The sequence below is a fragment of the Novosphingobium sp. ERW19 genome (genome assembly GCF_012641315.1).
In the GTDB taxonomy this organism is placed as follows: Bacteria; Pseudomonadota; Alphaproteobacteria; order Sphingomonadales; family Sphingomonadaceae; genus Novosphingobium.
In genome coordinates this window covers 42,901-63,698 of the sequence record NZ_JABAIC010000014.1, presented here as the reverse complement: position 1 = coordinate 63,698, position 20,798 = coordinate 42,901, and the positions used below count along the sequence as shown (strand labels likewise).

Here is a 20,798-nt window from a genome sequence, read left to right as displayed (position 1 = left end):
ATCAGGCAGCCATTACAAAAGGTTCAAGCCCGGCAAGGCGGGTAACGGTGGCAGGCACGGCCATCTTGCGCGGCGGCAGGGCCTGCACCGCCTGCGCCATCGCAGCGATATGCGCGGGCGTCGAGCCGCAGCAGCCGCCGAGCACGTTGACCTGGCCTTGGGTTGCCCATTCCTTGACGAGGCCGGCGGTGGTCTGCGGCATCTCGTCATATTCGCCGAGCTCGTTCGGCAGGCCGGCGTTGGGATAGACCATGATCAGCGTGTCGGCGATGTCCGACAGCGCCTTGACATGCGGGCGCAACTGGGTGGCGCCGAACGAGCAGTTGAGGCCGATAGTCAGCGGCTTGGCATGGCGGATCGCGTACCAGAATGCCTCGACCGTGTGGCCCGACAAGTTGCGGCCCGAAAGGTCGGTCAGCGTCATCGACATCATGATCGGGATTTCGCGACCGAGCTCCTTTTCGACCTGGCGCACCGACATGACGCCGGCCTTGGCGTTCAGGGTATCAAACACCGTCTCGATCAGGATGAAGTCCGCGCCGCCTTCGACAAGGGCATGGACCTGCTCGGCATAGACATCGACGAGGTGGTCCCAATCGATCTCGCGGAAGCCGGGATCGTTGACGTCAGGGCTTAGCGAGAGGGTCTTGTTGGTCGGCCCGATGGCACCGGCGACAAAGCGTGGGCGCTTGATACCCTTTTCGGCATCCTTGGCGGTGAACTCATCGGCCACGCGGCGGGCGAGCCTTGCCGATTCCACGTTGATCTCGCGCACCAGATGTTCGGCGGCATAGTCGGCCTGGCTGATGCGGTTGGCGCTGAAGGTGTTGGTCTCGGCAATGTCGGCCCCGGCCTCGAAATAGGCGCGGTGGATCGATTCGGGCACTTGCGGAGCGGTCAGCGCGAGGATGTCGTTGTTGCCCTTCTGGTCCTTGGCCAGGCCCAGCGTCCCGGCGTAGTCCGCCTCGGACAGCTTGAAGTTCTGGATCTCGGTGCCGAATGCGCCATCGGTGATGAGGATGCGCTGGCTCGCCTGCTCGAGGAAGGCGGTGCGGGCAGTGGATGGTACGAGCGTCACGCAGCTTTCTCCAGCGCCGGGGCCTTGGGGCGAAGGCCAAGCAGGTGGCAGATCGCGTAGGACAATTCGGCGCGATTGAGGGTGTAGAAGTGGAAATCGCGCACGCCGCCGGCATAGAGGCGGCGGCAGAATTCGGCAGCGATGGTCGCGGCGACGAGCTGGCGCGAGGCGGGGTGGGTGTCCAGCCCTTCGAACAGTCCGTCCATCCAGGCCGGGATCGCGGCACCACAGGCCGCGGCAAACTTGCGCGTCTGGGCAACGTTGGAAACGGGCAGGATGCCGGGCAGGACCGGTGCGTCGATGCCCGCTGCTGCCAGCTTGTCGCGGAAGCGGAAGAAGGTTTCGGGTTCGAAGAAGAACTGGCTGATCGCGCGGGTCGCACCGGCATCAAGCTTGCGCTTGAGGTTGTCGATGTCGGCCTGGCTGCTCGGCGAATCCGGGTGCGATTCCGGATAGGCGGCGACCGAGATCTCGAATGGCGCGATCTGCTTCAGGCCCGCGACCAGCTCGGCAGCGTTGGCATAGCCGTCCGGGTGCGGCGTGAACGGCACGCCGGGGGCACCCATGTCGCCACGCAGGGCCACGATGTGCCGGACGCCCGCTTCCCAGTAGCTTTCGGCCACTTCGCGGATCTCGGCCTTGCTGGCATCAACGCAGGTCAGGTGCGCGGCGGCGGGAAGGCGAGCCTCCTTGATGATGCGGGCGACAGTGCCGTGGGTGCGATCGCGGGTAGAGCCGCCGGCGCCGTAGGTGACCGATACGAACTTAGGCTGGAGCGGCCCCAATGTTTCGACCACATCCCACAGCTGCGCCATAAGCGCGTCGGTCTTCGGCGGGAAGAACTCGAACGACACGGCGATGTCGCCCGGCAGCCCGGCGAAAAGCGGGGTGTCGAGCGCGGTGCGGGCTTCGCGTAACTGATCGTAACTGGCGTTCATGGGGCTTTCCGGCTTTGCCGTGGTTCGAGTTGCGCGACGTTGTCTTCGCCCACGCCGGCTTCACGCCGCGTGCCGGTCCACAGCTTGACGACGAGTTCATGACCCGCGAGTGCGCGGGTTTCGTGGGGCACGAAACCGGCATCGCGCAGCATCGCCTCGATCTGGGCATCGGAGAAGCCGAGGCGGGCGTGGGCGTGGGTCTGGCGCAGGTCTTCGCGATCGTGCGCGGCAAAATCGACGATGGCGATGCGGCCGCCCGGCGCGGTGACTCGGGCAGCGCCAGCCAGCACCGCTTCAGGTGCCTGGGCATAGTGCAGGACCTGGTGGAACAGCACCGTGTCGAAGCTGCGCGCGGCGAACGGGATTTGCGCAAAATCGCCTTGCACCAGCTCGATGCTGTCGGCGCGCAAGTGCTGGAGCCGGGCGCGGGCAATGCGCAGCATGTCGGGGCTCTTGTCGAAGGCGACGACGTGGCTGGCATGCGGCGCCAGCAGTTCGGCGATGCGGCCCGTACCAGTGCCGACATCGAGCATGCGGCCCAATCTGGCTTGGGATGGCCCTGCGCTGCCCGCAAGATCGAGCAGCATCTCGGTCAGTGCAGCTTCTACCGGGCCGTCTTCGATATGGAGCGAGCGCAACTCGTCCCACTCTTCGGCATGGCGTGAGAACCAGTCGAGCGCGTGGGATTCGCGCGAGGCGCGGATCGCGTCGAGATGCTGGCGGTCTTCGGCGCAGCGACGGCCAAAGGCGGTGTCTTCCTGTTCCGCCACCGCGAGCAGCCTTGCAATCGCGGCGGCAAGCGGGCTGCCCGAGCTTTCGGAGATCGAACTGCGCAGGAACACCCACGCGCCCTCCTTGCGGCGCTCTGCCAGGCCCGAATCGCACAGGATCCTGATATGGCGGGAGACGCGCGGCTGGCTTTGCCCCAGGACTTGCGCGACTTCGCCCACCGCCAGTTCCATGCTGGCGAGGAGCCGCAGGATGCGCAAGCGTGTCGGGTCGTCGAGCGCGCGAATGGCGTTTTCGAAGTTCATGCGGAGCGCCATATAAAGAAACCTTTATGCCTGTCAATCGATATAAGACTTTCGTTATGTCAACTTTTATGGTTTTCCAGGGCCTGCCTATTTTGCGCAAAGGATGCATTTGCCTTAGCCTCTGGCCACTTATAGAACAGCCTCGTTCGGCTCCGCGCCGGGCGGTGTCCCGTCCGCGCACAGCCCAGAAACAGCCCAGAGAGGGAATTCGATGAAGAAGTACGCAAGCCTCGCGATCGTCGCCTCAGCAGCCCTTGCCCTTTCGGCTTGCGGCAAGTCCGACGATGCGTCCGAAGCGGCTGCCGAAGACACGGTGGAAATGCCCGCGGACGAACTGCCGGCGATGGAGCCTTCGGCAGCAGCCGCTCCGATGGCACCCGTGGTTGATGCTTCCGCAGCAGCGGATGCCGAAGCCAACGCCGTGCGCGACACTGCCAACAATGCCGCAGCGGTGGCAGCCGCGGCACAGGCCGCAGCTGACGAAGGCGAAGATCCGCAGACCCCGGCGCAGTAAGGACAGAAGCGGGCGGCGCGCTCACGCGGCGCCCGCAACTCTTGCCATGGCAACGCTCCGCAATTCATTCCGGACACTCGGTGTCGCCGCCCTGCTCGGCCTGGCCAGCGCGTGCGGCTCAAGCGAGGACGAGACGCCCGGCGGCGTCTCACGCGATGACGCCAAGGCACTGGATGCAGCGGCAGAGATGCTCGATGCACGTCCCCAGCCTGCCCTGCCGGAAGCCACCGTTCCCGCTCAGGATGCGCCCACGCCGTCCGCCAGCTGATCACGCAGGCGCGCGACAAGCCACAGCCTAATCGCGCCGGCAAGGCCCGGCGGCACGTCTACTCTGATTCGTTCGGCATCGACCCGCGCGACCAGCGCATTGATCGGCGTGCCCTCGGCGGCAGCGGCAACGCGCAGCATGTCCCAGAACATCGGCTCGAGGCTGATCGACGTCTTGTGTCCGGCAATCTCGACCGAGCGCTTTACAGGCGGGTGGTATGGGTTGGTCATGCCGGCAGGGATACGAGTTATTGGGAGTGGCCCGCAACCGGCATCGCGCCTGCCCCTTGCATTATGCCAACCGGCTACGAAGCACTGAGCGAAAAGGAGAGGGAGACCCTGCGCCTCCTGCTGGGCGTGCACGACGCAAGGTCGATCTGCAGGCACCTCGGCTTGTCGGTGCACACGATCCACGAACGCCTGCGCGAGGCGCGGCGCAAGACGGGCACAGCCAGCAGCTGCGAGGCGGCGCGCCTGCTGCACGAGATTGAAGGCGCACACCCCACGCGGTAAGACTGCCATGGTATGGGAAAAATGCCATGAAATCAGTGCGAGAAATGCTGGGTGCTCGGCAGAAGGCATGCCGCGGAAAGCCATCCGGTCGCCGCAAATGACGGTGCCGGCAAGCCCAACGCCGACGAGGAGGCCGAAGCGCTGCTCGCTCTCCTTGATGCCGAGGGCGATGATGAAGGCCATGGCGCGGAAACCCGAGAGTGCGATCCGCAATCGCGAGAAATTGCGGGAAACCGACACTCTTCTCCGAGCGCTGCGCCCGAGTATGCGGATAGCATCCCGCCAAAGCCGCAGAAAACCGTCATGCACCTGTGCGTGGGGTGTGTCCCCTGAATTACCGGCTCGATGCGTAGCATCGTGGCCCCTTGCCGAACCCGATGACGCATGGTCCTTGCCTGGCGAGGTCTGCTTAGCTATATAGTTAGCCAAGGAGATGCCCATGGCCCAGTTCTCGGTTCACGATGCCAAGACCAACCTGTCGCGCCTGATCGCCGACGCGCTTGCGGGCGGTGAAGTGGTGATCGCGCGCGGCAGCGTGCCGGTGGTGCGCCTGGTGCCGGTTGCCCCGCGCGGGCGTCGGTGCTTCGGCGTGCTCAAGGGCAAGATCGCCGTCGATGCACGGTTCGACGAGCCGCTACCCGAGGATGAACTGGGTGGGTGGAATCTCGCTTGAGGCTGCTGCTCGATACCCATGCGCTGATCTGGTGGCTGGCGGGTGACGAGGCGCTGAGTCGCCGTGCCCTCGAGGCCATCGCCGATGAGGACAACGCCGTCGCGGTCAGTGCCGCCTCGGCCATGGAGGTGGCCACCAAGTTTCGCATCGGCAAGCTGGCCCAAGCGGCGCTGCTGGCGCAGGACTTCGAGGCGATCATTGGCGAACAGGGCTTTGCCGAACTGGCGATCAGCGTTCATCATGCCCGGCTCGCCGGAGAAATGAACATCGCCCACAAAGACCCGTTCGACCGGCTGCTGATCGCCCAGGCGCAGGCCGAGGACATGGTGCTGGTATCGAACGAGGAACTGTTCGACAGCTTTGCCGTGAAGCGGCTTTGGTAGCGTCTGCGCCGCCGCCCCCTTGCGCTTGACGCGCGCGCTCTCTGCGGTCCACATATGTTCCATGGAGGGGCCTTCGCGCATAGTACCATCTCAGCCGCTGTGCTTCCTTGCGCCCCGAGCCGTGTCAGGGGGCAAAATCCGCGTGCGCCGCTTCGCGCCAGCGTTGGTCGCTGGCAAGCCGCTGTATCGCTTCGGAAAAACGCGTCTTGGCAGCCAAACCGTCGTCAGGGTCGTGAACAGGTCGGAACTCTCGTCGCTCGAATGCCGCTGAAGGCGCCAAATACCGCAGCGAGAAGCCGGCTTGACCGGAACACCCCAAATCCTTGGCCAAATCCTTGGCCAGATCGATGGCGGACAAGGAAATCGGGGATGCCAATGACCGGCCCTGGACATACCCGATGGATCAGCCAGCCCCTAGCTACAGCTACAGCCACTCCGCGCCGCCTTGGCTGGATCATTGGAGGATCTGCCATGACCATCAGCCTTGCCTTGCTCGCCCTTACCGCGCTTTCCAGCACCGAACAGGCGCCAGCAACCACATCTCTCAGCTCGTCCCCCGTCGTAGTGCCAACTGCAGTAAGCGAGCAGGCGGCAGTGCGCTCAGCCGAGGCGTTCCTTGCTCTGATCGATCGCGATGACTGGGCCGCAAGCTGGCAGGCAACGCACAAATCGTTCCAGTTGCTCAACACTGTGGACTGGTGGGCGAAGGCCTCCGACGGCGTGCGGGGCCGCGTCGGCAAGCCGATCACGCGCAGGCTCGAGCGGGTCGATTTCACGCCTGCACCGCCCAACGGCTATTGGACCGTTACCTTCAAGGCGCGCTACGCAGAAGCGGGTGAAGTGACCGAAACGCTGCAAATGGCGTCGGAAGACGGCGGCTGGAAGGTGACCGGCATAACCGCCGTGTAAGCCAAGCAAAGGCCCCGCTCTCCGCGTGAGGCGGGGCCTTGGCGCATCAGTACATGTGCTGGCCGCCGTTCAGCGACATGGTCGAGCCGGTCACGAAACCACCCTCGTCCGCCGTGAGGAAGGCGACGCCACGAGCGATTTCCTCGGCGTGGCCGAGACGGCCGACCGGGATCTTGGCAACGATCTTTTCCAGCACTGGCGCCGGCACGGCGGCAACCATGTCGGTGTCGATATAGCCCGGCGCGATTGCGTTGACGGTCACGCCGTACTTGGCGCCTTCCTGCGCCAGAGCCTTGGTGAAACCGTGGATGCCGGACTTCGCCGCGGCATAGTTGACCTGGCCGTACTGCCCGGCCTGGCCGTTGATCGAACCGATGTTGACGATGCGGCCCCAGCCGCGCTCGCGCATGCCGGGGAACGTGGCCTTGGCCATGTTGAAGCATCCGCCGAGGTTGATGCGCATCACCTCGTTCCAGTCATCGAAGCTCATCTTGTGGAGCACGCCATCGCGGGTGATGCCGGCATTGTTGACGACGATGTCGATCTCACCGACTTCGGCGGCGATCTGTGCGCAGCCCTTGATCGTGGCTTCATGATCACCGACGTCAAAGCGGTAGGCGGGAATGCCGGTTTCCGCGGTGAAGGCGCGGGCCTTTTCCTCGTTTCCTGCATAGTTGGCGACAACCGTGCGCCCTTGCGCCTTTAGCGCCAGACAGATCGCCTGACCGATTCCGCGCGTACCGCCGGTAACCACTGCAACTCGCGACATGCTTTACCCTCCTTTGTTCCCTCTCGCAGGTAGGGTAGGTTCATGACGGAGATGCGACAAGTTGCCGAATACGTAAATGCTGCAAAAGAACGAGGAAACGCACTGCAGAATTGCTGCAGCAATGAAACTAATATTGCCAGATGCCGACCGGGATCAGAAGCGGAACTGGGTTCCGACGTAGACGGCCTGATTGTCCTGCTTGCCATCGGTCAGTGGGCGCAGGCGATCACGCTCGGGCGAGTAGCGCACGCCCGCGGTGACGTTGAGGTTCTTGGTCAGGCGATAGCTGCCGCCAAGGTCCAGCTGGTAATCGCCCTGGCCTTCGAGCGTACGCGGTGCGCGGCCAGCCTGATCGCGGCCTTCGGCTTCGATCCGGGGCGCAAACCGGCTCGGCGTCGATGCCGGGGCAGAAGCCTTGAACTTGGCCAGATCGGGCATCTCGATCCGCTGCAGATCATGCAGCGGCGAAGGTGCGGCGGCTGGCGATGCGAAGCTGGCGTAGCCACGGGCCATGCCGAGGTTGAACGCCATCGGCGCGATGCGCACCGGCGAAGTCCCGGGCTGTGCCGTATCGGCCATCGCGGTGCGGACCGCGAAGTTCGACGAATTGAGCGCATCGACACGGACCGCAACGGTAACCGAGCGAGTCGGCCGGGTATCGGTGCCGGTGGGCGTGAAGCGGAACAGCTTGCCGTTCTTGAGCGCACGCACGGTGATCTGCGAAGCAAGACGTTCGTCTACCGAAGCCGGCGTGAACGAACCGATGCCGCCGCGCGCTGCAAGGCTGACGGGCGCCATGTCGAAACCGCTGGAGAAGGCCGAGGTGACCGTCGGCGATAGGGCAAGGCCTACCGCCGCCGCCAATCCGATTGTCAACGGCGCGCGCAGGCGGCGGCGCATCGCACCCTTACCTGCAGCCTTGTTGCCGTTGCCGACCATGATACGTCCGTTCTACCCCAACCCGGGCTGTAATTCGCCCCATAAAGCTACCGAGAGCGGCTTGCCGCTATAACGACTCTGCACACCACTCGGACTGTTCTGTCCAATACCTCTAATGCCTGAAGGTTTCCAGTGCCACGCCAGATAGAAGTGGCGGCGAGAGACTCTTCCTTGCAAGGTGTGGCGCAATATCCACAGGTGCCGGGCAAGCGACTGCGCTTTGGCGCGGGAGAGGCATGGTGATGTTCAGTCACGGTTCACGCAAGCCCGGACCATTTTAACCCGTAAATGCCTGCCTTGTTCATCGCGCTTGCCGCATGGCGCGCGCCAGTGATAGAGGCTCTTTCGATCACGCGCGTTCACATGCGCGCAAACCTGCGGCAATGCCCGGAAACGGCACGCCCGCAAGCCAAGGACTGTCTCGTAGTGACCATGACCGCCAAGACCGCGCAGAGCACCCGCCAGCTGATCCTTCGTGGGCTGATGATCGGGACCATGGCCCTGGCTGTCACCGCCTGCAGCAAGAAGGAACGCCCGCGGGCCGATCTCGCCGCCAGCCAGGTCACCACGATCGGCGTCAACGCCTACCTGTGGCGCGCAACGCTCGACGCGCTTTCGTTCATGCCTCTGCTGCAGACTGACAGCAACGGCGGCGTCATCGTGACCGACTGGTATGCCAACCCCAAGAACCCGGGCGAACGTGTCAAGGTCACTGTCTCGATCGTCGACCAGGACTTGCGCGCCGATGCGCTGCGCGTTGCCGCCAGCCGTCAGGTCTCGCAGAACGGCCAGTGGATTGATGCCCCTGTCCAGGCCGCCACCGTCCAGAAGCTTGAAGACATCATCCTGAGCAAGGCGCGCGATCTGCGCCGCGCCGCGATTGCCGGATAAGGCGCCGGGTAAAGCGCCGGTCCAGGGCAAGGGGCGGGCCTGATTTGCCGAGAGGCGAATCTTGCGTGTCGCGCCAGCGCTCCCTAGAGGAGCGGCCATGACCGAGAACACTGCTCCCGCCAACCCTGCTCCTGAGCGCTTCGATCCCGCAATCGCCGACACCCGCTGGCAGCAGGTGTGGGAGAGCCGCCAGTCGTTCCGCGCCGACGACTCAAGCGCCAAGCCTCGCAGCTACGTGCTGGAGATGTTTCCCTATCCCTCGGGCCGCATCCATATCGGCCACGTCCGCAATTACACGATGGGCGACGTGCTGGCGCGCTACAAGCGGATGCGCGGATTCGAGGTGCTGCATCCGATGGGCTGGGACGCCTTCGGCATGCCGGCGGAAAACGCAGCGATGGAAAAGGGCGTCCACCCCGGCGGCTGGACCCGCGACAACATCGCCAACATGAAGGCGCAGCTCAAGCGCCTTGGCTTCGCGCTCGACTGGAGCCGCGAGATCGCAACCTGCGAGCCGGAATATTACGGCCATGAACAGTCGCTGTTCCTTGATCTCTATGCGGCAGGCCTGGTCTACCGCAAGGAATCGACGGTCAACTGGGACCCGGTCGACATGACCGTGCTCGCCAACGAGCAGGTCATCGACGGACGCGGCTGGCGCTCGGGCGCGCTGGTCGAGAAGCGCAAGCTGAACCAGTGGTTCCTCAAGATCACCGACTTTGCCGACGAACTGCTCGAGGGCCTGTCGACGCTCGACAAGTGGCCCGAGAAGGTCCGCACCATGCAGGAGAACTGGATCGGCAAGAGCCAGGGCCTGCAGTTCCGCTTCGACCTTTCCAATGGGGAGAGCGTGGAGGTCTACACCACCCGCCCCGACACGATCTTCGGCGCAAGCTTCGTCGCTGTCGCCGCGGACCATCCGATCGCGCAGGGCGTCGCGGCGGTGAACTGCGAAGCGGCCAACTTCATCGCGCTGTGCAAGAAGGGCGGCACCACTGCCGCTGAACTGGAAACGGCCGAGAAGCTGGGCTTCGACACCGGGATCGGCGCCAAGCATCCGCTCACGGGCAAGTACCTGCCAGTCTACATCGCCAACTTCGTGCTGATGGAATACGGCACAGGTGCGATCATGGCCGTGCCCGGGCACGACCAGCGCGACTTCGATTTTGCCACCAAGTACGAATTGCCGATACTGCGCGTTGTGGCCGCCGATCCGGCGGATGCAAACAAGCCCTTCGCCGGTGAGGCCGAGGCCGGCGACGGCGTTCTGGTCAACTCCGACTTCCTCAACGGCATAAACGTCGCCGATGCCAAGGCTGCCGTCATCGGCCGCGCACAGAGCGAGGGCTGGGGCGAAGGCAAGACGGTATGGCGCCTGCGCGATTGGGGCGTTTCGCGCCAGCGCTATTGGGGCACGCCAATCCCGTTCGTGCACTGCGAGGTCTGCGGCGTGGTGCCGGTGCCCAAGAAACAGCTGCCAGTGACCTTGCCCGACGACGTCAGCTTCGACGTGCCCGGCAACCCGCTTGACCGGCATCCGACGTGGAAGCATGTCGATTGCCCGCAATGCGGCCATCCCGCCCGGCGCGAGACCGATACGCTCGACACTTTCGTCGATTCGTCGTGGTACTTCCTGCGCTTTGCCAGCCAGCCGGAAGACCGCCCGTTCGACCCGGAAGAGATCAAGCGGTGGCTGCCGGTGGAGCAGTATATCGGCGGGATCGAACATGCGATCCTGCACCTGCTCTACGCCCGTTTCTGGACCCGCGCGCTTGCCCGTATCGGCAAGATCGAGGTGACCGAGCCGTTCGGCAGCCTGTTCACGCAAGGCATGGTCACGCACGAGACCTACGAGCGCAGGAATCCCGAGAATGGCCAGCCAGTGTTCTTCTCGCCCACCGAGGTTGAGCGCAGTGGTGATGGCGCAACGCTGAAGGCAGACGGCGCGCCGGTCGAGATCGGCCGCGTGATCAAGATGTCCAAGTCCAAGAAGAACGTCGTGGACCCGGACGAGATCGTCGCAAAGTACGGTGCCGACGCGATCCGCTGGTTCATGCTGTCGGATTCCCCGCCCGAGCGCGACTTGCCGTGGTCGGAAGCCGGGATCGAAGGCTGCGCACGCTTTGTTCAGCGCTTGTGGCGCCTGTTCGGCCAGTACGACGCTGCGGCGAGCGGCGAGGACAAGGCGCTGGATCGCAAGGCGCACCAGACCGTCCACGCTGTTGCCTCCGACATCGAGGCACTGGGCTTCAACAAGGCCGTGGCGCGGATCTACGAACTGACCGGCGCAATCGAGAAGGCTGCGCCTTCCGCCAGCCGCTCCGCCGCGATCAGGAAGGTCCTGCTGCTCGTCGCGCCGATGATGCCGCATCTTGCCGAAGAAGCGCATGCGCGTTTCCGTACCGGCCTGATTGCCGACGAGGCCTGGCCCGAAGTCGATCCCGCACTGCTGGTCGATGATGAAGTCACCGTTGCCATCCAGGTCAAGGGCAAGCTGCGTGATACCCTGACTGTGGCCAAGGGGACGCCGAAGGAAGAGCTCGAACGCCTTGCCCTTGCTTCCGAGAAAGTGCAGCGTGCACTTGAAGGGGCGGAAGTGAAGAAGGTGATCGTCGTGCCTGACCGTCTGGTGAACCTTGTCGCCTGAGCGCCTCGTCCTGATCCTCGCGCCGCTTGCGCTGCTTTCCGGTTGCGGTCTGCAGCCAATGTACGCAGGCGGCGGCAAGGGCGAAGTCGCGCGCGCGCTTGCCGACGTCACTATCTCGCCGATCGAGGGGCAGTCTGGCTGGCACGTACGCAACGCGCTGGTCGATCGTCTGGGTGCAGGCGCGGCAGGGACTGGCGCTCGCTATCGGCTCGATGTCCGGCTGGACGATCGCGTGGAGGGGTTGGGCCAGCTTTCCAACGATGCGATCACGCGCGAACGCCGCACCCTGCGCGCGCGCTACCAGCTGGTTGACATGCAGAACGGTGAAGTGGTCCTTGATGCGACCGCGGGATCGGACGCCGGGTTCGATGTGGTCAACAGCGAATACGCGGTGATCGCGGCCGAACAGACAGCGCTTGAAAACCTGTCGCAGGAAGTGGCCGACCAGATCGTCACGCGCGTCTCGGTCCGCTTGCGCAAGCGCTCCTGAGGCGGGCGTGAAGGTCACCCAGAAGAACTTTTGGGCAAATGCGGCGCGCGCGGTAAAGGACTGCCGCATCTTCTATTTCTGCGGGCCGGATGAATCGGGTGCCAGTGATGCCGCCGCGAAGATCGCAGGCATGTTGGGCGAGGCGGAAAAGGTCGATCTGGGCGGAGCCGAACTCAAGCGCGACCCGGTGCGCCTCGCTGACGAGGCGCGTTCGGTCTCGTTGTTTGGCGACAGGCGGATCATTCATGTCCGGGCGACCGGCGACGATGCGCACGACGCCGTCGAAACCCTGCTGCAAAGCCCTGTCGACGGCTGGCCGGTCCTGATCGTCGCCAGTTCGGCCACCGACAAGTCGCGCATTGCCAAATTGCTGGAAAGCCGCGCCGATGCGCTGGTCGGCATGTTCCATCCGCCAGACCTCAAATCGGTCGCCAGTGCGATCCGGAGTTCGGCCGATGCGATGGGTGTGCGCATGACCGACGAGCTGTCGGAGCGAGTCGCCCGTGCGACCGCGCTCGATACGCGCATGGCCCGAAGCGAGCTGGAGAAGATCGCGCTCTATCTCGACGCCAGCCCGCAGGCGCCGCGAACAGCGACAGCGGCGGACCTCGACGACGTCTGCGCGGTCAGCGAGGACGATGGCATGATGCCGCTGGTCAACGCCGTCCTTGGCGGCGAGGTGCGGCGCATTCCGGCCGAACTTTCCCGCATGCGCGAACAGGGCATGAATCCGGTGGGACTGGTCCTCGCGCTTGAACGCCGCGCCGGGCAGTTGGTCCAGCTCGCTGGTCGGCTCGGGGAACGCGGCGACGTCAATGCATTCATGCAACAGGAAAGCGACGCGCGCCGGGTGTTCTTCCGAGACCGTGCCGACCTGACCCAGCAACTCAAGCGCTGGCGTGGCCCGCGGCTTGTGCGCCTGTGCGAGAGGCTGGTTCTATTGCATCGCACACTGATCGCCGACAATCGGAACGGGGACCTGGCGCTGGCGCAGGGCCTTGCAGAAATTGCGCGTGCTGCAGCACGATAGAGCGCGTCTTGCTACGCGTTTGACCGAATCCCTTATTGGCGTGAAGCGGCTACCTCCCCCGACCTCCGAGATCTCGGCAAAAAGAAACCCCGCCAACTGTGCGGAGTGGCAGGGTTCAAGTTCGGTGCGGTCGCACCATGGTTTGCCCGAAGTCGGGCAGGGGCTAGATGCCGCAACCGCGCACGCTGTTCAAGTTGACTCTGATTGAGTTTCGGCTTTCCTTGCAGGTTTGAGGTCACTCTCAGGACGCCGAAAGGGTGAGGCAGGCAGCGCCGAGGTGATCTTCCCAAGGCGCTGCACGTGCGTTGGTTGCCATAGCCAGATAACGCTACTTCATCGATTTCGCCGCGCCCGTGGGCACGGTCTGGGCTCACTCGCAGGAGTCCGCCAGGCTCGATCCTGGCACCCGTCCGTTGTCTGACTCTCATCGTGCCGCAGCGCCTGATGACGCGCCACAGTCTCTTCAGGCATTTCGACAGGTCATCGCTGATGTGTCAGCGCGGGTGAACGGTGCAGACAAGCGCGAACTGCAGCTGCCAGGGGCGCACAGGCTCAAGCTGCGTCATTCTTTCACACAGGACACCAGGCCTGGCGCGATGTTTCGCTGGTGATCCATGGTCGCGGGCACCCTCAGGCAATGCGCTAGGGCGCAACTTGTGCATCTGGCCGAGCTTGCCCGGCCGGGTGATCGGCCGCAAGATCATTGGCAATCAGGGCTAATTGGCCGTCAAGAACGCGACGCGGCATTCGCGCGTTTCGCGTCAGGCGGATGCCAATGAGGTTATCTGGAAGAGGGAGGGCGCCGGCGAGCTCTGCCCGCTGCATACGCTGGGTTCGAATGCATTGCCAAAAGCAAGGGCAGGACGCGCTGTGGGTTCGATGAAATGGGCCCTATCCCGGTTTCCAAAGCGCGCACAGGCGAGGGCAGTTCAGCCGCCGACCTACGCGAACGCAAATCGCGTTCTTCACGGCCCGCGAGATACACAGTTCGCCGGGGAACAGTATCGAGGCCAAAATCCCGCTGCCTGCGGCCCTGCCGGCAGCGTTGCTCGAACAAGCGCCTTGCGCTGCCTCGGACAGCTCATGCGGGACAAACGCCGAAACGGTATCGCTTTGGCCAAGCGGACGCCGCAAGAACAGCGGGCGTGCCGTCTCTTTACTGCAGGCGGCTTGCCGCCACCCTCGCCATGGCCCGCCGCCTCAGGTAGTCGGCCTCCACGTCCGATCCTTCGGCCTCTCCTGCCAGAATACCCAGGGCGGCGCCAATGCCATGTGCAGCGAGCTCTCCCAGCGCGGCATCGGTGTCCTGTCCCAGCTCGGCCGCCAATGCCTTGAGCACGCGCGCCATCTCGGCGAACTCCACTTCGCTTTCCCACGCCGCCTTGCATTCTTCGCGCCGAACGAAGCTGTCGCGCATCTCGAAGCCCATGGCCACTCTCCTCTCGCGGCGGACCAACCCGCCATGAGGAGAAGCTGTCAGGCCTCGGCAAACCTGCGCTTAACCGACGGCAGCGCACCTTGCCGGAGCCGCGCGATGGTTAAGCGGTAAGATTCCTGTCAACCGAGTCTTACCGGAGAGGGATCGCCGCGCTCGTCGATCAGCCTGGCCCGCGCGCTTGCCCTGCAGCGCAGGTAATCCGCTTCCACGTCACGCCCGGCCAGTTGTGCTAGGTGACTGAGCGCTTGGCCAAGTCCGCGTTCGGCCAGCACCCCCAGCATCGGTCCCACCGGCGCTTCAAGTTCCCCTGCCAACGCCTTCAGCGCCCGCACCATTTCGGCAAACTCGAACTCCGTCAGCCTTGCGGATTCGTATTCTTCCTTGCGCAACAGGGCCTTGCCGAGGTCAAAGGTCATTGGCCGCCTCCTTCACGCAGGATATGGCCTTTGAGATCAATTGAACAAGCCGTCGCACCGTTGCATAGACGATGGCAACACGGGGGATAGATGGTGACGGCAGCTGCGCCCGCAATGGGCACGACGGAAGTGTTCCTGATCGCGCTCACGATCATCCTTGCCGTTCCCTTTCTGGTCTGGCGCCTGCTGCGCACCGATTACTGGGCGCCGCTCGTCGTCGTGCAGATCATCGGCGGCATCCTGCTTGGTCCCGGCGTGCTGGGTGCGGCATTTCCTGACTATTACGCCTTCGTTTTCAATCCACAGGTGATCGGCTCGCTGAACGGCATCGCGTGGTGGGCGGTGATGATGTTCGTGTTCGCCGCGGGCCTTGAGCTTGACCTGACCGATGCCTGGGCCAATCGCCGCGAAACCGCGATTACCGCTGCAGGCGCTCTTTTGACGCCGCTGGTGTTCGGCGCCGCCGCGGCTGCGCTGCTGTTGCAGACCCCCGGCTGGATCGGTCCCAAAGGCAACTATGCGCAAGTCGTCCTCGGCATCGGCATGGCCTGCGCCGTCACCGCGCTGCCCATTCTCGTGCTCCTGATGGAAAAGCTGGGCATCTTCCGCGAGCCTTTGGGCCAGCGCATCCTGCGTTATGCCAGCCTTGATGACGTGGCGATCTGGGGCGTGCTCGCGCTGATCCTCGTGGATTGGGAGCGGGTCGGTCGGCAGGGCATCTTCCTCGCCGCCTTCACGGTGGCCTCTTGGGCGGTGCGAGCCCTGTTCCGCCGCCTGCCTGAGAGCGATCGCTGGTACGTCTCGCTGATCTGGCTGGCCATGGTCGGCTTCGCCGCGGACTGGTCCGGCCTGCACTTCATGGTCGGCGCGTTTCTGGCAGGGGCCGTGCTCGATGCGCACTGGTTCACGCGCGAGCGGCTCGACAGCTTCCGCCAGTTCCTGCTGCTTGCCGTAATGCCCGTGTTCTTCCTTTCGACCGGCCTGCGCACCAAGTGGGATGTCGGCGGCCTTGCCGTGTTTGGCGCTGCCTTCCTGTTCCTCGTCGCCTCGGTCACCGGCAAGCTTGTCGGTGTGCGCATTGCCGGCCGCGTGCTCGGCTGGGCCAAGGGCGAGGCCTCGATCATCGGCTGGCTGCTGCAGACCAAGGCGCTGATCATGATCATCTTCGTCAACGTCCTGCTCGACAAAGGCATTGTCACCAACGAGACTTTCACCGCCTTGCTGCTGATGGCTGTGATGAGCACGATGCTGACCGTTCCGCTGGTCACCCCCAGGCTGAAGGCGTTGCCTGCGCCAACGGTCCATTAACGCCGTCGCGGTAAGCATCGCCGGCATGGAAGCCGTCGATCTCCTCATGGCGGGCGTTGCCGCACTCGTGCTCGGCCTGTGCTGGTGCCTGTACCGCGGCGTCACGCTGCTCACCGGCTGGCAGGTCGCGGTCGCGCATGTCTGGCGCGGCGGCTACAGCGACCTCGAGCGGCTGGATGATTTCGTCCACATGCAGCAGTTCATCGGTACCCTGCGCGGCTTCGACATCCGCGATGGCGAGGGCAAGCGCTGGATCGAGGACGAGGTCGTCTTCGAAACGGCCGACGGCACCCGCGTTCATGCCATGGTCGGTCGGCAGGTGCAGCGGTCGCGGAAGCCCTCCAGCGTGTTCCGCATCTGGTACCGCCGCGATGATCCGCAGCATGTTACCGCCTATGGACCGGGATACTGGTTCCTCATGGCCCTGCTCACGCTCGCCGCGCTCTATGCCACGTTCGCCTGGGGCATAGACTGGGCGCGCACCGGGCAGCCCCCGCAGTGGCTGGCCGATCTTTCGGCGAGGGAACTCTCGCACAAGTAAGAGTGGCGCGTCCGCGCATTCTCCCCTCTCCTGCGGCAAAACACCGGAGAGGCCCGCCATGTCCATCGATCCCGTCACCCGCCTGATCGCCATCGAGGAAATCAAGCAGCTCAAGGCCCGCTATTTCCGCTGCATGGACACCAAGGACTACGCCGGCCTGCGCGCAGTCTTCGCCGACGACGCCGTGTTCGATGCCTCCTGCTCGCTCTCCATCGAACCCGCCGAGGACGCGGAGAACTGGACGCACTCGGGCGGTGACGCCATTGCCGCCTTCGTCGAAGCCGCCGTCGACGCCTTGCGCACCGTCCACCACGGCCACTGCCACGAGATCGAACTGCTTTCGGAAACAGAGGCGCGCGGCGTGATCGCCATGGAAGACCAGATCTGGGACGCCGATGGCAAGCCCTTCCTCCACGGCATGGGCCACTACCACGAAACCTACCGCAAGGAGGCAGACGGCTGGAAGATCGTCACCAGCCGCATCAGCCGCCTGCACGTGATCGTCGGCGAATAGTTTCGGGCGCATCCGGCGTGGAATGACAGCACGCGATCTGCCATAGCGGGGCCGTGAGCCTTACCGACACCGTATTCCCGGAACCCGAAATCCTCGACCGTCTCCACGCCGTGTTCGGCTTCAACGCCTTTCGCGGCGTGCAACAGGACGTGGTCGAGCGTGTGCTGCAGAGCCGCTCGACGCTTGCCGTCATGCCCACCGGTGCGGGCAAGTCGCTGACCTATCAGCTCCCCGCCGTCATGCTGCCCGGCACCTGCGTCGTAGTCTCCCCTCTGATCGCGTTGATGCATGACCAGCTGCGCAGCGCCACCGCCAACGGCATCCGCGCCGCTACGCTGACCAGCGTCGACCTGGACCGCGGCCAGACCATCGACCGTTTCCTGTCGGGCGATCTCGATCTGCTCTACGTCGCCCCCGAACGCGCCAGCCAGCCGCACTTCCTCGAGATGCTGACGCGCGGCCGCGTCGCCATGTTCGCCATCGACGAGGCGCACTGCGTCTCCGAGTGGGGCCACGACTTCCGCCCCGATTACCGCCTCCTGCGTCCGCTGATGGACGCTTTCCCGGAGGTGCCGCGCCTCGCGCTGACCGCCACTGCCGACCGCCACACCCGCGCCGATATCCTCGCCCAGCTCGGCATCCCCGAAGAGGGCCTGATCGTAGCGGGCTTTGACCGCCCCAACATCCGCTACGCCATCACTCCGCGCGACAATCCCTTGCGCCAGCTGATGACGGTCATCGCCGAAAACCCCGGCCCCGGCATCGTCTATGCGCCCACTCGTGCGCAGGTGGAAAAGCTCAGCCAGCAGCTGCAGGCCAGCGGTCGCCCCGTCCTGCCCTATCACGCCGGGCTCGATCCGCAGGTGAGGGCCGAAAACCAGGCGCGCTTCGTCGCCTCCGAAGACATGGTCATGGTCGCCACGGTCGCCTTTGGCATGGGTATCGACAAGCCCGACGTGCGCTTCGTCGCCCACGCCGCATGCCCGAAATCGATCGAAAGCTATTACCAGGAAACCGGCCGTGCCGGGCGCGATGGCGATCCTTCGGTGGCAGTCATGCTGTGGGGCGCGGAAGATTTCATGCGCGCCCGCCAGCGCCTCGCCGAAGTCGAAGAGCACCGCCGCGCCGGCGAACGCACCCGCATCGATGCGCTCGCGTCCTTGGTCGAAACCCCGCACTGTCGCCGCGCCCTGCTGCTGCGCCACTTCGGCGAGAACCCGCCACCGTCGTGCGGCAATTGCGACAACTGCCTGGAAGCCCCGCGCGTCACCGATGCCACCGAGGTTGCCCGCAAGCTGCTCTCCGCCGTCTACCGCACCGGACAGTCGTTCGGCTTCGGCTACGTCGAGAAAGTTCTCACGGGTGTTGCCGACGATCGCGTGACCCAGCGCGGGCACGACCAGCTTTCCGTGTTTGGCATCGTTACCAGCGATGAAGCCCCGCTGCTGCGCCCTCTGGCCCGCGCCCTGCAGGCAAGAGGCGCCCTTGTGGCCACGGAACACGGCGGCCTCGCCCTGGGAGGCGATGCCCGCGCCATCCTCAAGGGCGAAGCGGATGTGCCCCTCGTCCTCGTGCCGAAGAAGGAAGGCCGCTCAGGTCGCCGCCGCAGCGGTACAGGGGCTGCGCTCAACCCGGTGGGCGATCCCCTGTTCGATGCCCTGCGCAATCTCCGCCGCGATCTCGCGCGCGAGAACGGCGTGCCCCCTTACGTGATCTTCCACGATTCCGTCCTGCGCGAAATGGCGGCCACGCGCCCGGCCAGCCTCACCGAACTCGGCCAGATCGGCGGTGTCGGCTCGCGCAAGCTTGATGCCTATGGCGATCGTTTCCTCGAAGTGATCCGGCAGTGGTAAGCTGAAAGCAAAGCCCCCTCCCGGTCAGGGGAGGGGGCATGCTCAGTTGATCGTGCCCGAGGCAATCGGCTCGGCCGGATCGTGCAGGGGCTGCCCCCGCGTCTTCCACAGCGAATAGGCGACGCCGCCCGCAATCAGCGCGAAAGTGACGCCAAGGCTGAGCACCGGCGGGAACTTGTCGCCGCCCAGCAGGAAGTCGGCGACGAAGATCTTCGAGCCTATGAACACCAGCACGGCGGCCAGCGCATACTTGAGGTAAGCGAAGCGGTCGATCATCGCCGCCAGTGCAAAATACAGCGCGCGCAGGCCGAGGATCGCCATGATGTTCGAGGTATAGACGATGAAGGTATCGGTCGTGATCGCAAAGATCGCCGGGACCGAATCCACCGCGAACACAAGGTCGGCAAGGTTGATGACCACCAGTGCCAGGAACAGCGGCGTTGCCGCGTTGACCATCTTGCCGGTCTTCTCGTCCGGCACCTTCACGAAGAAGTGCTGGTCATGCAGCTCCTTGGTCACGCGCATGTGGCGGCTGATCCAGCGCACGGCAGGGTTGTTGCCGATGTCCGGGTCATGGTCGTTGGCGAAAAACATCTTGATGCCGGTGAACACCAGGAACGCGGCAAAGATGTACAGCACCCAGTAGGCCTGTTCGACCAGCGCGGCGCCGCCTGCGATCATCGCGCCGCGCAGGAATATCACGGCGACGATGCCCCACAGCAGGGCACGGTACTGGTACTTGGGCGGAATGGCGAAGAACGTGAAGATCAGGCTGATCACGAAGACATTGTCGATCGACAGCGCCTTCTCGATGAAGAAGCCGGTGTAATACTTCATCCCCAGGTCCGCGCCCTTCTCGGCCCAGACCCACGCGCCGAACAGCAGTGCAATGGTGATGTAGAACGCCGTCAGCTTCAGCGATTCACCAATGCCCATGGCCTTGTCCTCCTTGTGGAGGACGCCAAGGTCAAACGCGGTCAGCGCCACGACAAGGCCGAGGAAGGCCAGCCAGAACCACGCAGGCGTGCCCAGCCAGTCTGCAAAAAGGAATTCCATCAGTCAGACTCCTTGTGCCCCCGCACGTCCCGCAATTGCCTCGGCAATGCCTGGAGCGCGGGGGCGTTCCTCTGTGTCAGACTGTTGCCAGGGGCGCCGGAAAACCTGCGGCTTCCGGGCCGCGCAGGAGCAGCGCCGCAAGCCGCGCCTTCACGGCGTTCTTGAGGCTGCGCAGTCGCAGCACATCAAGCGGGTCGCGCGCGATGCGCAGCGCATCGTCAAGCTTCTGGTGGTGTTCGAGCAGATGGAAGTAACGGTCAGACATCATGAAAACCCTTCGAAAGCAATTGCGTTTCGATCGGGAGATGCCGCGCGCTGGACCCACTGGTCCGGAAGGAGGGGGGATTGAACCCGGACCCAGAGCATCGGCATCACCCGATGCGGTCCGACATCACGAAGCGAACTGCCACAATGGCCAGAACGCCGCGCCAGAGGGGCCCGGTCCGCCCAAACAATGTGGAGTGATTCGCTCTAAATTGCAAGAGACATGTTCAAAGCACTGTTCAGGAAGGCTTCCCTGAGATTGTCGACCGTCAAGCCGCTGCTGGAAACTCTCGGACCGGTGGGTATGATCCCATTTTCTGCCAGCCAGTTCTG

The 20,798-nt window shown here is 64.5% G+C and carries 24 protein-coding genes and 1 pseudogene; 14 read left to right on the top strand and 11 right to left on the bottom strand.

The annotated features are described in order from the left end of the window. Position 1: 1 nt before the first annotated feature. From HGI46_RS19820 to HGI46_RS19810, 3 genes are read right to left on the bottom strand one after another with little or no spacing between them, the layout of a single operon-like run. On the bottom strand, positions 2 to 1,078 hold the full coding sequence (locus HGI46_RS19820) for a homocysteine S-methyltransferase family protein (protein WP_168905553.1): 1,077 nt from the start codon (positions 1,076 to 1,078) through the stop codon (positions 2 to 4). Further along, positions 1,075 to 2,016: a methylenetetrahydrofolate reductase [NAD(P)H] gene (metF, locus tag HGI46_RS19815; protein ID WP_118075821.1), complete on the bottom strand. Its 942-nt coding sequence runs from the start codon at positions 2,014 to 2,016 to the stop codon at positions 1,075 to 1,077. Before metF ends, HGI46_RS19820 begins: the two co-directional genes overlap by 4 nt. After that, positions 2,013 to 3,050, bottom strand: a complete 1,038-nt coding sequence (locus HGI46_RS19810) for a metalloregulator ArsR/SmtB family transcription factor (protein WP_118076070.1) — start codon at positions 3,048 to 3,050, stop codon at positions 2,013 to 2,015. The genes metF and HGI46_RS19810 overlap by 4 nt, the downstream gene beginning before the upstream one ends. A gap of 211 nt (positions 3,051 to 3,261) precedes the next feature. Between HGI46_RS19810 and HGI46_RS19805 the strand changes: the two genes are divergently transcribed. Further along, positions 3,262 to 3,564, top strand: a complete 303-nt coding sequence (locus HGI46_RS19805) for a hypothetical protein (protein WP_039335329.1) — start codon at positions 3,262 to 3,264, stop codon at positions 3,562 to 3,564. A 46-nt stretch (positions 3,565 to 3,610) separates the two neighbouring features. After that, entirely contained in the window at positions 3,611 to 3,832 is a 222-nt protein-coding gene (locus tag HGI46_RS19800) for a hypothetical protein (protein ID WP_118075819.1), read from the top strand. Here HGI46_RS19800 and HGI46_RS19795 read toward each other — a convergent pair. After that, complete coding sequence (locus HGI46_RS19795) at positions 3,802 to 4,062, bottom strand: ribbon-helix-helix domain-containing protein (protein ID WP_118075817.1); 261 nt, start codon at positions 4,060 to 4,062, stop codon at positions 3,802 to 3,804. The genes HGI46_RS19800 and HGI46_RS19795 overlap by 31 nt on opposite strands. 63 nt (positions 4,063 to 4,125) lie before the next feature. On the opposite strand from HGI46_RS19795, the pseudogene HGI46_RS21955 reads away from it, so the two are divergent. From HGI46_RS21955 to HGI46_RS19780, 3 genes and pseudogenes are all read left to right on the top strand, one after another. Then, positions 4,126 to 4,326: pseudogene (locus tag HGI46_RS21955) on the top strand (LuxR C-terminal-related transcriptional regulator); the annotation flags it as partial. A 457-nt stretch (positions 4,327 to 4,783) separates the two neighbouring features. Then, positions 4,784 to 5,017, top strand: a complete 234-nt coding sequence (locus HGI46_RS19785; protein ID WP_118075811.1) for a type II toxin-antitoxin system prevent-host-death family antitoxin — start codon at positions 4,784 to 4,786, stop codon at positions 5,015 to 5,017. Beyond that, positions 5,002 to 5,400, top strand: coding sequence for a type II toxin-antitoxin system VapC family toxin (locus HGI46_RS19780; RefSeq protein WP_346766781.1), 399 nt, complete (start codon positions 5,002 to 5,004; stop codon positions 5,398 to 5,400). Before HGI46_RS19785 ends, HGI46_RS19780 begins: the two co-directional genes overlap by 16 nt. A 124-nt stretch (positions 5,401 to 5,524) precedes the next feature. On the opposite strand, the gene HGI46_RS19775 is transcribed toward HGI46_RS19780, so the two are convergent. Continuing rightward, complete coding sequence (locus HGI46_RS19775; protein WP_162896308.1) at positions 5,525 to 5,758, bottom strand: hypothetical protein; 234 nt, start codon at positions 5,756 to 5,758, stop codon at positions 5,525 to 5,527. Positions 5,759 to 5,871: 113 nt separating this feature from the next. Here HGI46_RS19775 and HGI46_RS19770 point away from each other — a divergent pair, with 113 nt between their 5' ends. Further along, on the top strand, positions 5,872 to 6,309 hold the full coding sequence (locus HGI46_RS19770) for a DUF4019 domain-containing protein (RefSeq protein ID WP_168905552.1): 438 nt from the start codon (positions 5,872 to 5,874) through the stop codon (positions 6,307 to 6,309). Between the two features lie 46 nt (positions 6,310 to 6,355). Here the strand turns inward: HGI46_RS19770 and phbB are convergent, their stop codons facing one another. Together phbB and HGI46_RS19760 are read right to left on the bottom strand one after the other, a co-directional pair. Next, a complete protein-coding gene (gene phbB, locus HGI46_RS19765; RefSeq protein WP_118075805.1) occupies positions 6,356 to 7,078 on the bottom strand; it encodes an acetoacetyl-CoA reductase in 723 nt (240 codons plus the stop codon). Positions 7,079 to 7,231: 153 nt separating this feature from the next. Beyond that, the gene (locus tag HGI46_RS19760) at positions 7,232 to 8,017 is read right to left on the bottom strand and encodes a hypothetical protein (protein WP_240946909.1); all 786 of its coding nucleotides are present in this window, start codon (positions 8,015 to 8,017) and stop codon (positions 7,232 to 7,234) included. A 483-nt stretch (positions 8,018 to 8,500) separates the two neighbouring features. On the opposite strand from HGI46_RS19760, the gene HGI46_RS19755 reads away from it, so the two are divergent. The 4 genes from HGI46_RS19755 to holA all read left to right on the top strand — a co-directional run bounded on the left by HGI46_RS19755 (position 8,501) and on the right by holA (position 13,075). Further along, positions 8,501 to 8,908, top strand: a complete 408-nt coding sequence (locus HGI46_RS19755) for a DUF3576 domain-containing protein (RefSeq protein WP_240946913.1) — start codon at positions 8,501 to 8,503, stop codon at positions 8,906 to 8,908. A 97-nt stretch (positions 8,909 to 9,005) separates the two neighbouring features. Next, entirely contained in the window at positions 9,006 to 11,555 is a 2,550-nt protein-coding gene (leuS, locus tag HGI46_RS19750) for a leucine--tRNA ligase (protein WP_168905551.1), read from the top strand. 58 nt (positions 11,556 to 11,613) lie between these two features. Continuing rightward, the gene (lptE, locus tag HGI46_RS19745; RefSeq protein ID WP_205525355.1) at positions 11,614 to 12,045 is read left to right on the top strand and encodes an LPS assembly lipoprotein LptE; all 432 of its coding nucleotides are present in this window, start codon (positions 11,614 to 11,616) and stop codon (positions 12,043 to 12,045) included. A 7-nt stretch (positions 12,046 to 12,052) separates the two neighbouring features. Continuing rightward, a complete protein-coding gene (gene holA, locus HGI46_RS19740; protein WP_205525334.1) occupies positions 12,053 to 13,075 on the top strand; it encodes a DNA polymerase III subunit delta in 1,023 nt (340 codons plus the stop codon). A gap of 1,156 nt (positions 13,076 to 14,231) precedes the next feature. On the opposite strand, the gene HGI46_RS19735 is transcribed toward holA, so the two are convergent. Then, complete coding sequence (locus HGI46_RS19735; RefSeq protein WP_168905549.1) at positions 14,232 to 14,504, bottom strand: hypothetical protein; 273 nt, start codon at positions 14,502 to 14,504, stop codon at positions 14,232 to 14,234. Positions 14,505 to 14,632: 128 nt separating this feature from the next. Beyond that, positions 14,633 to 14,929, bottom strand: coding sequence for a hypothetical protein (locus tag HGI46_RS19730; protein WP_118075797.1), 297 nt, complete (start codon positions 14,927 to 14,929; stop codon positions 14,633 to 14,635). A 114-nt stretch (positions 14,930 to 15,043) separates the two neighbouring features. On the opposite strand from HGI46_RS19730, the gene HGI46_RS19725 reads away from it, so the two are divergent. Genes HGI46_RS19725 through recQ form a run of 4 tightly spaced genes read left to right on the top strand, consistent with a single transcriptional unit; the run spans position 15,044 to position 19,145 of the window. Next, positions 15,044 to 16,237 (top strand): cation:proton antiporter, encoded by a 1,194-nt coding sequence (locus HGI46_RS19725; protein WP_168905575.1) that lies wholly within the window; start codon positions 15,044 to 15,046, stop codon positions 16,235 to 16,237. Positions 16,238 to 16,262: 25 nt separating this feature from the next. Next, entirely contained in the window at positions 16,263 to 16,778 is a 516-nt protein-coding gene (locus tag HGI46_RS19720) for a hypothetical protein (RefSeq protein ID WP_168905548.1), read from the top strand. Between the two features lie 58 nt (positions 16,779 to 16,836). Next, positions 16,837 to 17,292 (top strand): nuclear transport factor 2 family protein, encoded by a 456-nt coding sequence (locus HGI46_RS19715; protein WP_168905547.1) that lies wholly within the window; start codon positions 16,837 to 16,839, stop codon positions 17,290 to 17,292. A gap of 53 nt (positions 17,293 to 17,345) precedes the next feature. Next, the gene (recQ, locus tag HGI46_RS19710; RefSeq protein ID WP_346766780.1) at positions 17,346 to 19,145 is read left to right on the top strand and encodes a DNA helicase RecQ; all 1,800 of its coding nucleotides are present in this window, start codon (positions 17,346 to 17,348) and stop codon (positions 19,143 to 19,145) included. A gap of 42 nt (positions 19,146 to 19,187) precedes the next feature. Here recQ and HGI46_RS19705 read toward each other — a convergent pair whose 3' ends face one another. Together HGI46_RS19705 and HGI46_RS19700 are read right to left on the bottom strand one after the other, a co-directional pair. After that, on the bottom strand, positions 19,188 to 20,201 hold the full coding sequence (locus tag HGI46_RS19705; RefSeq protein ID WP_168905546.1) for a TerC family protein: 1,014 nt from the start codon (positions 20,199 to 20,201) through the stop codon (positions 19,188 to 19,190). Between the two features lie 76 nt (positions 20,202 to 20,277). Then, on the bottom strand, positions 20,278 to 20,466 hold the full coding sequence (locus HGI46_RS19700) for a DUF465 domain-containing protein (protein WP_168905545.1): 189 nt from the start codon (positions 20,464 to 20,466) through the stop codon (positions 20,278 to 20,280). Positions 20,467 to 20,798 lie beyond the last annotated feature (332 nt).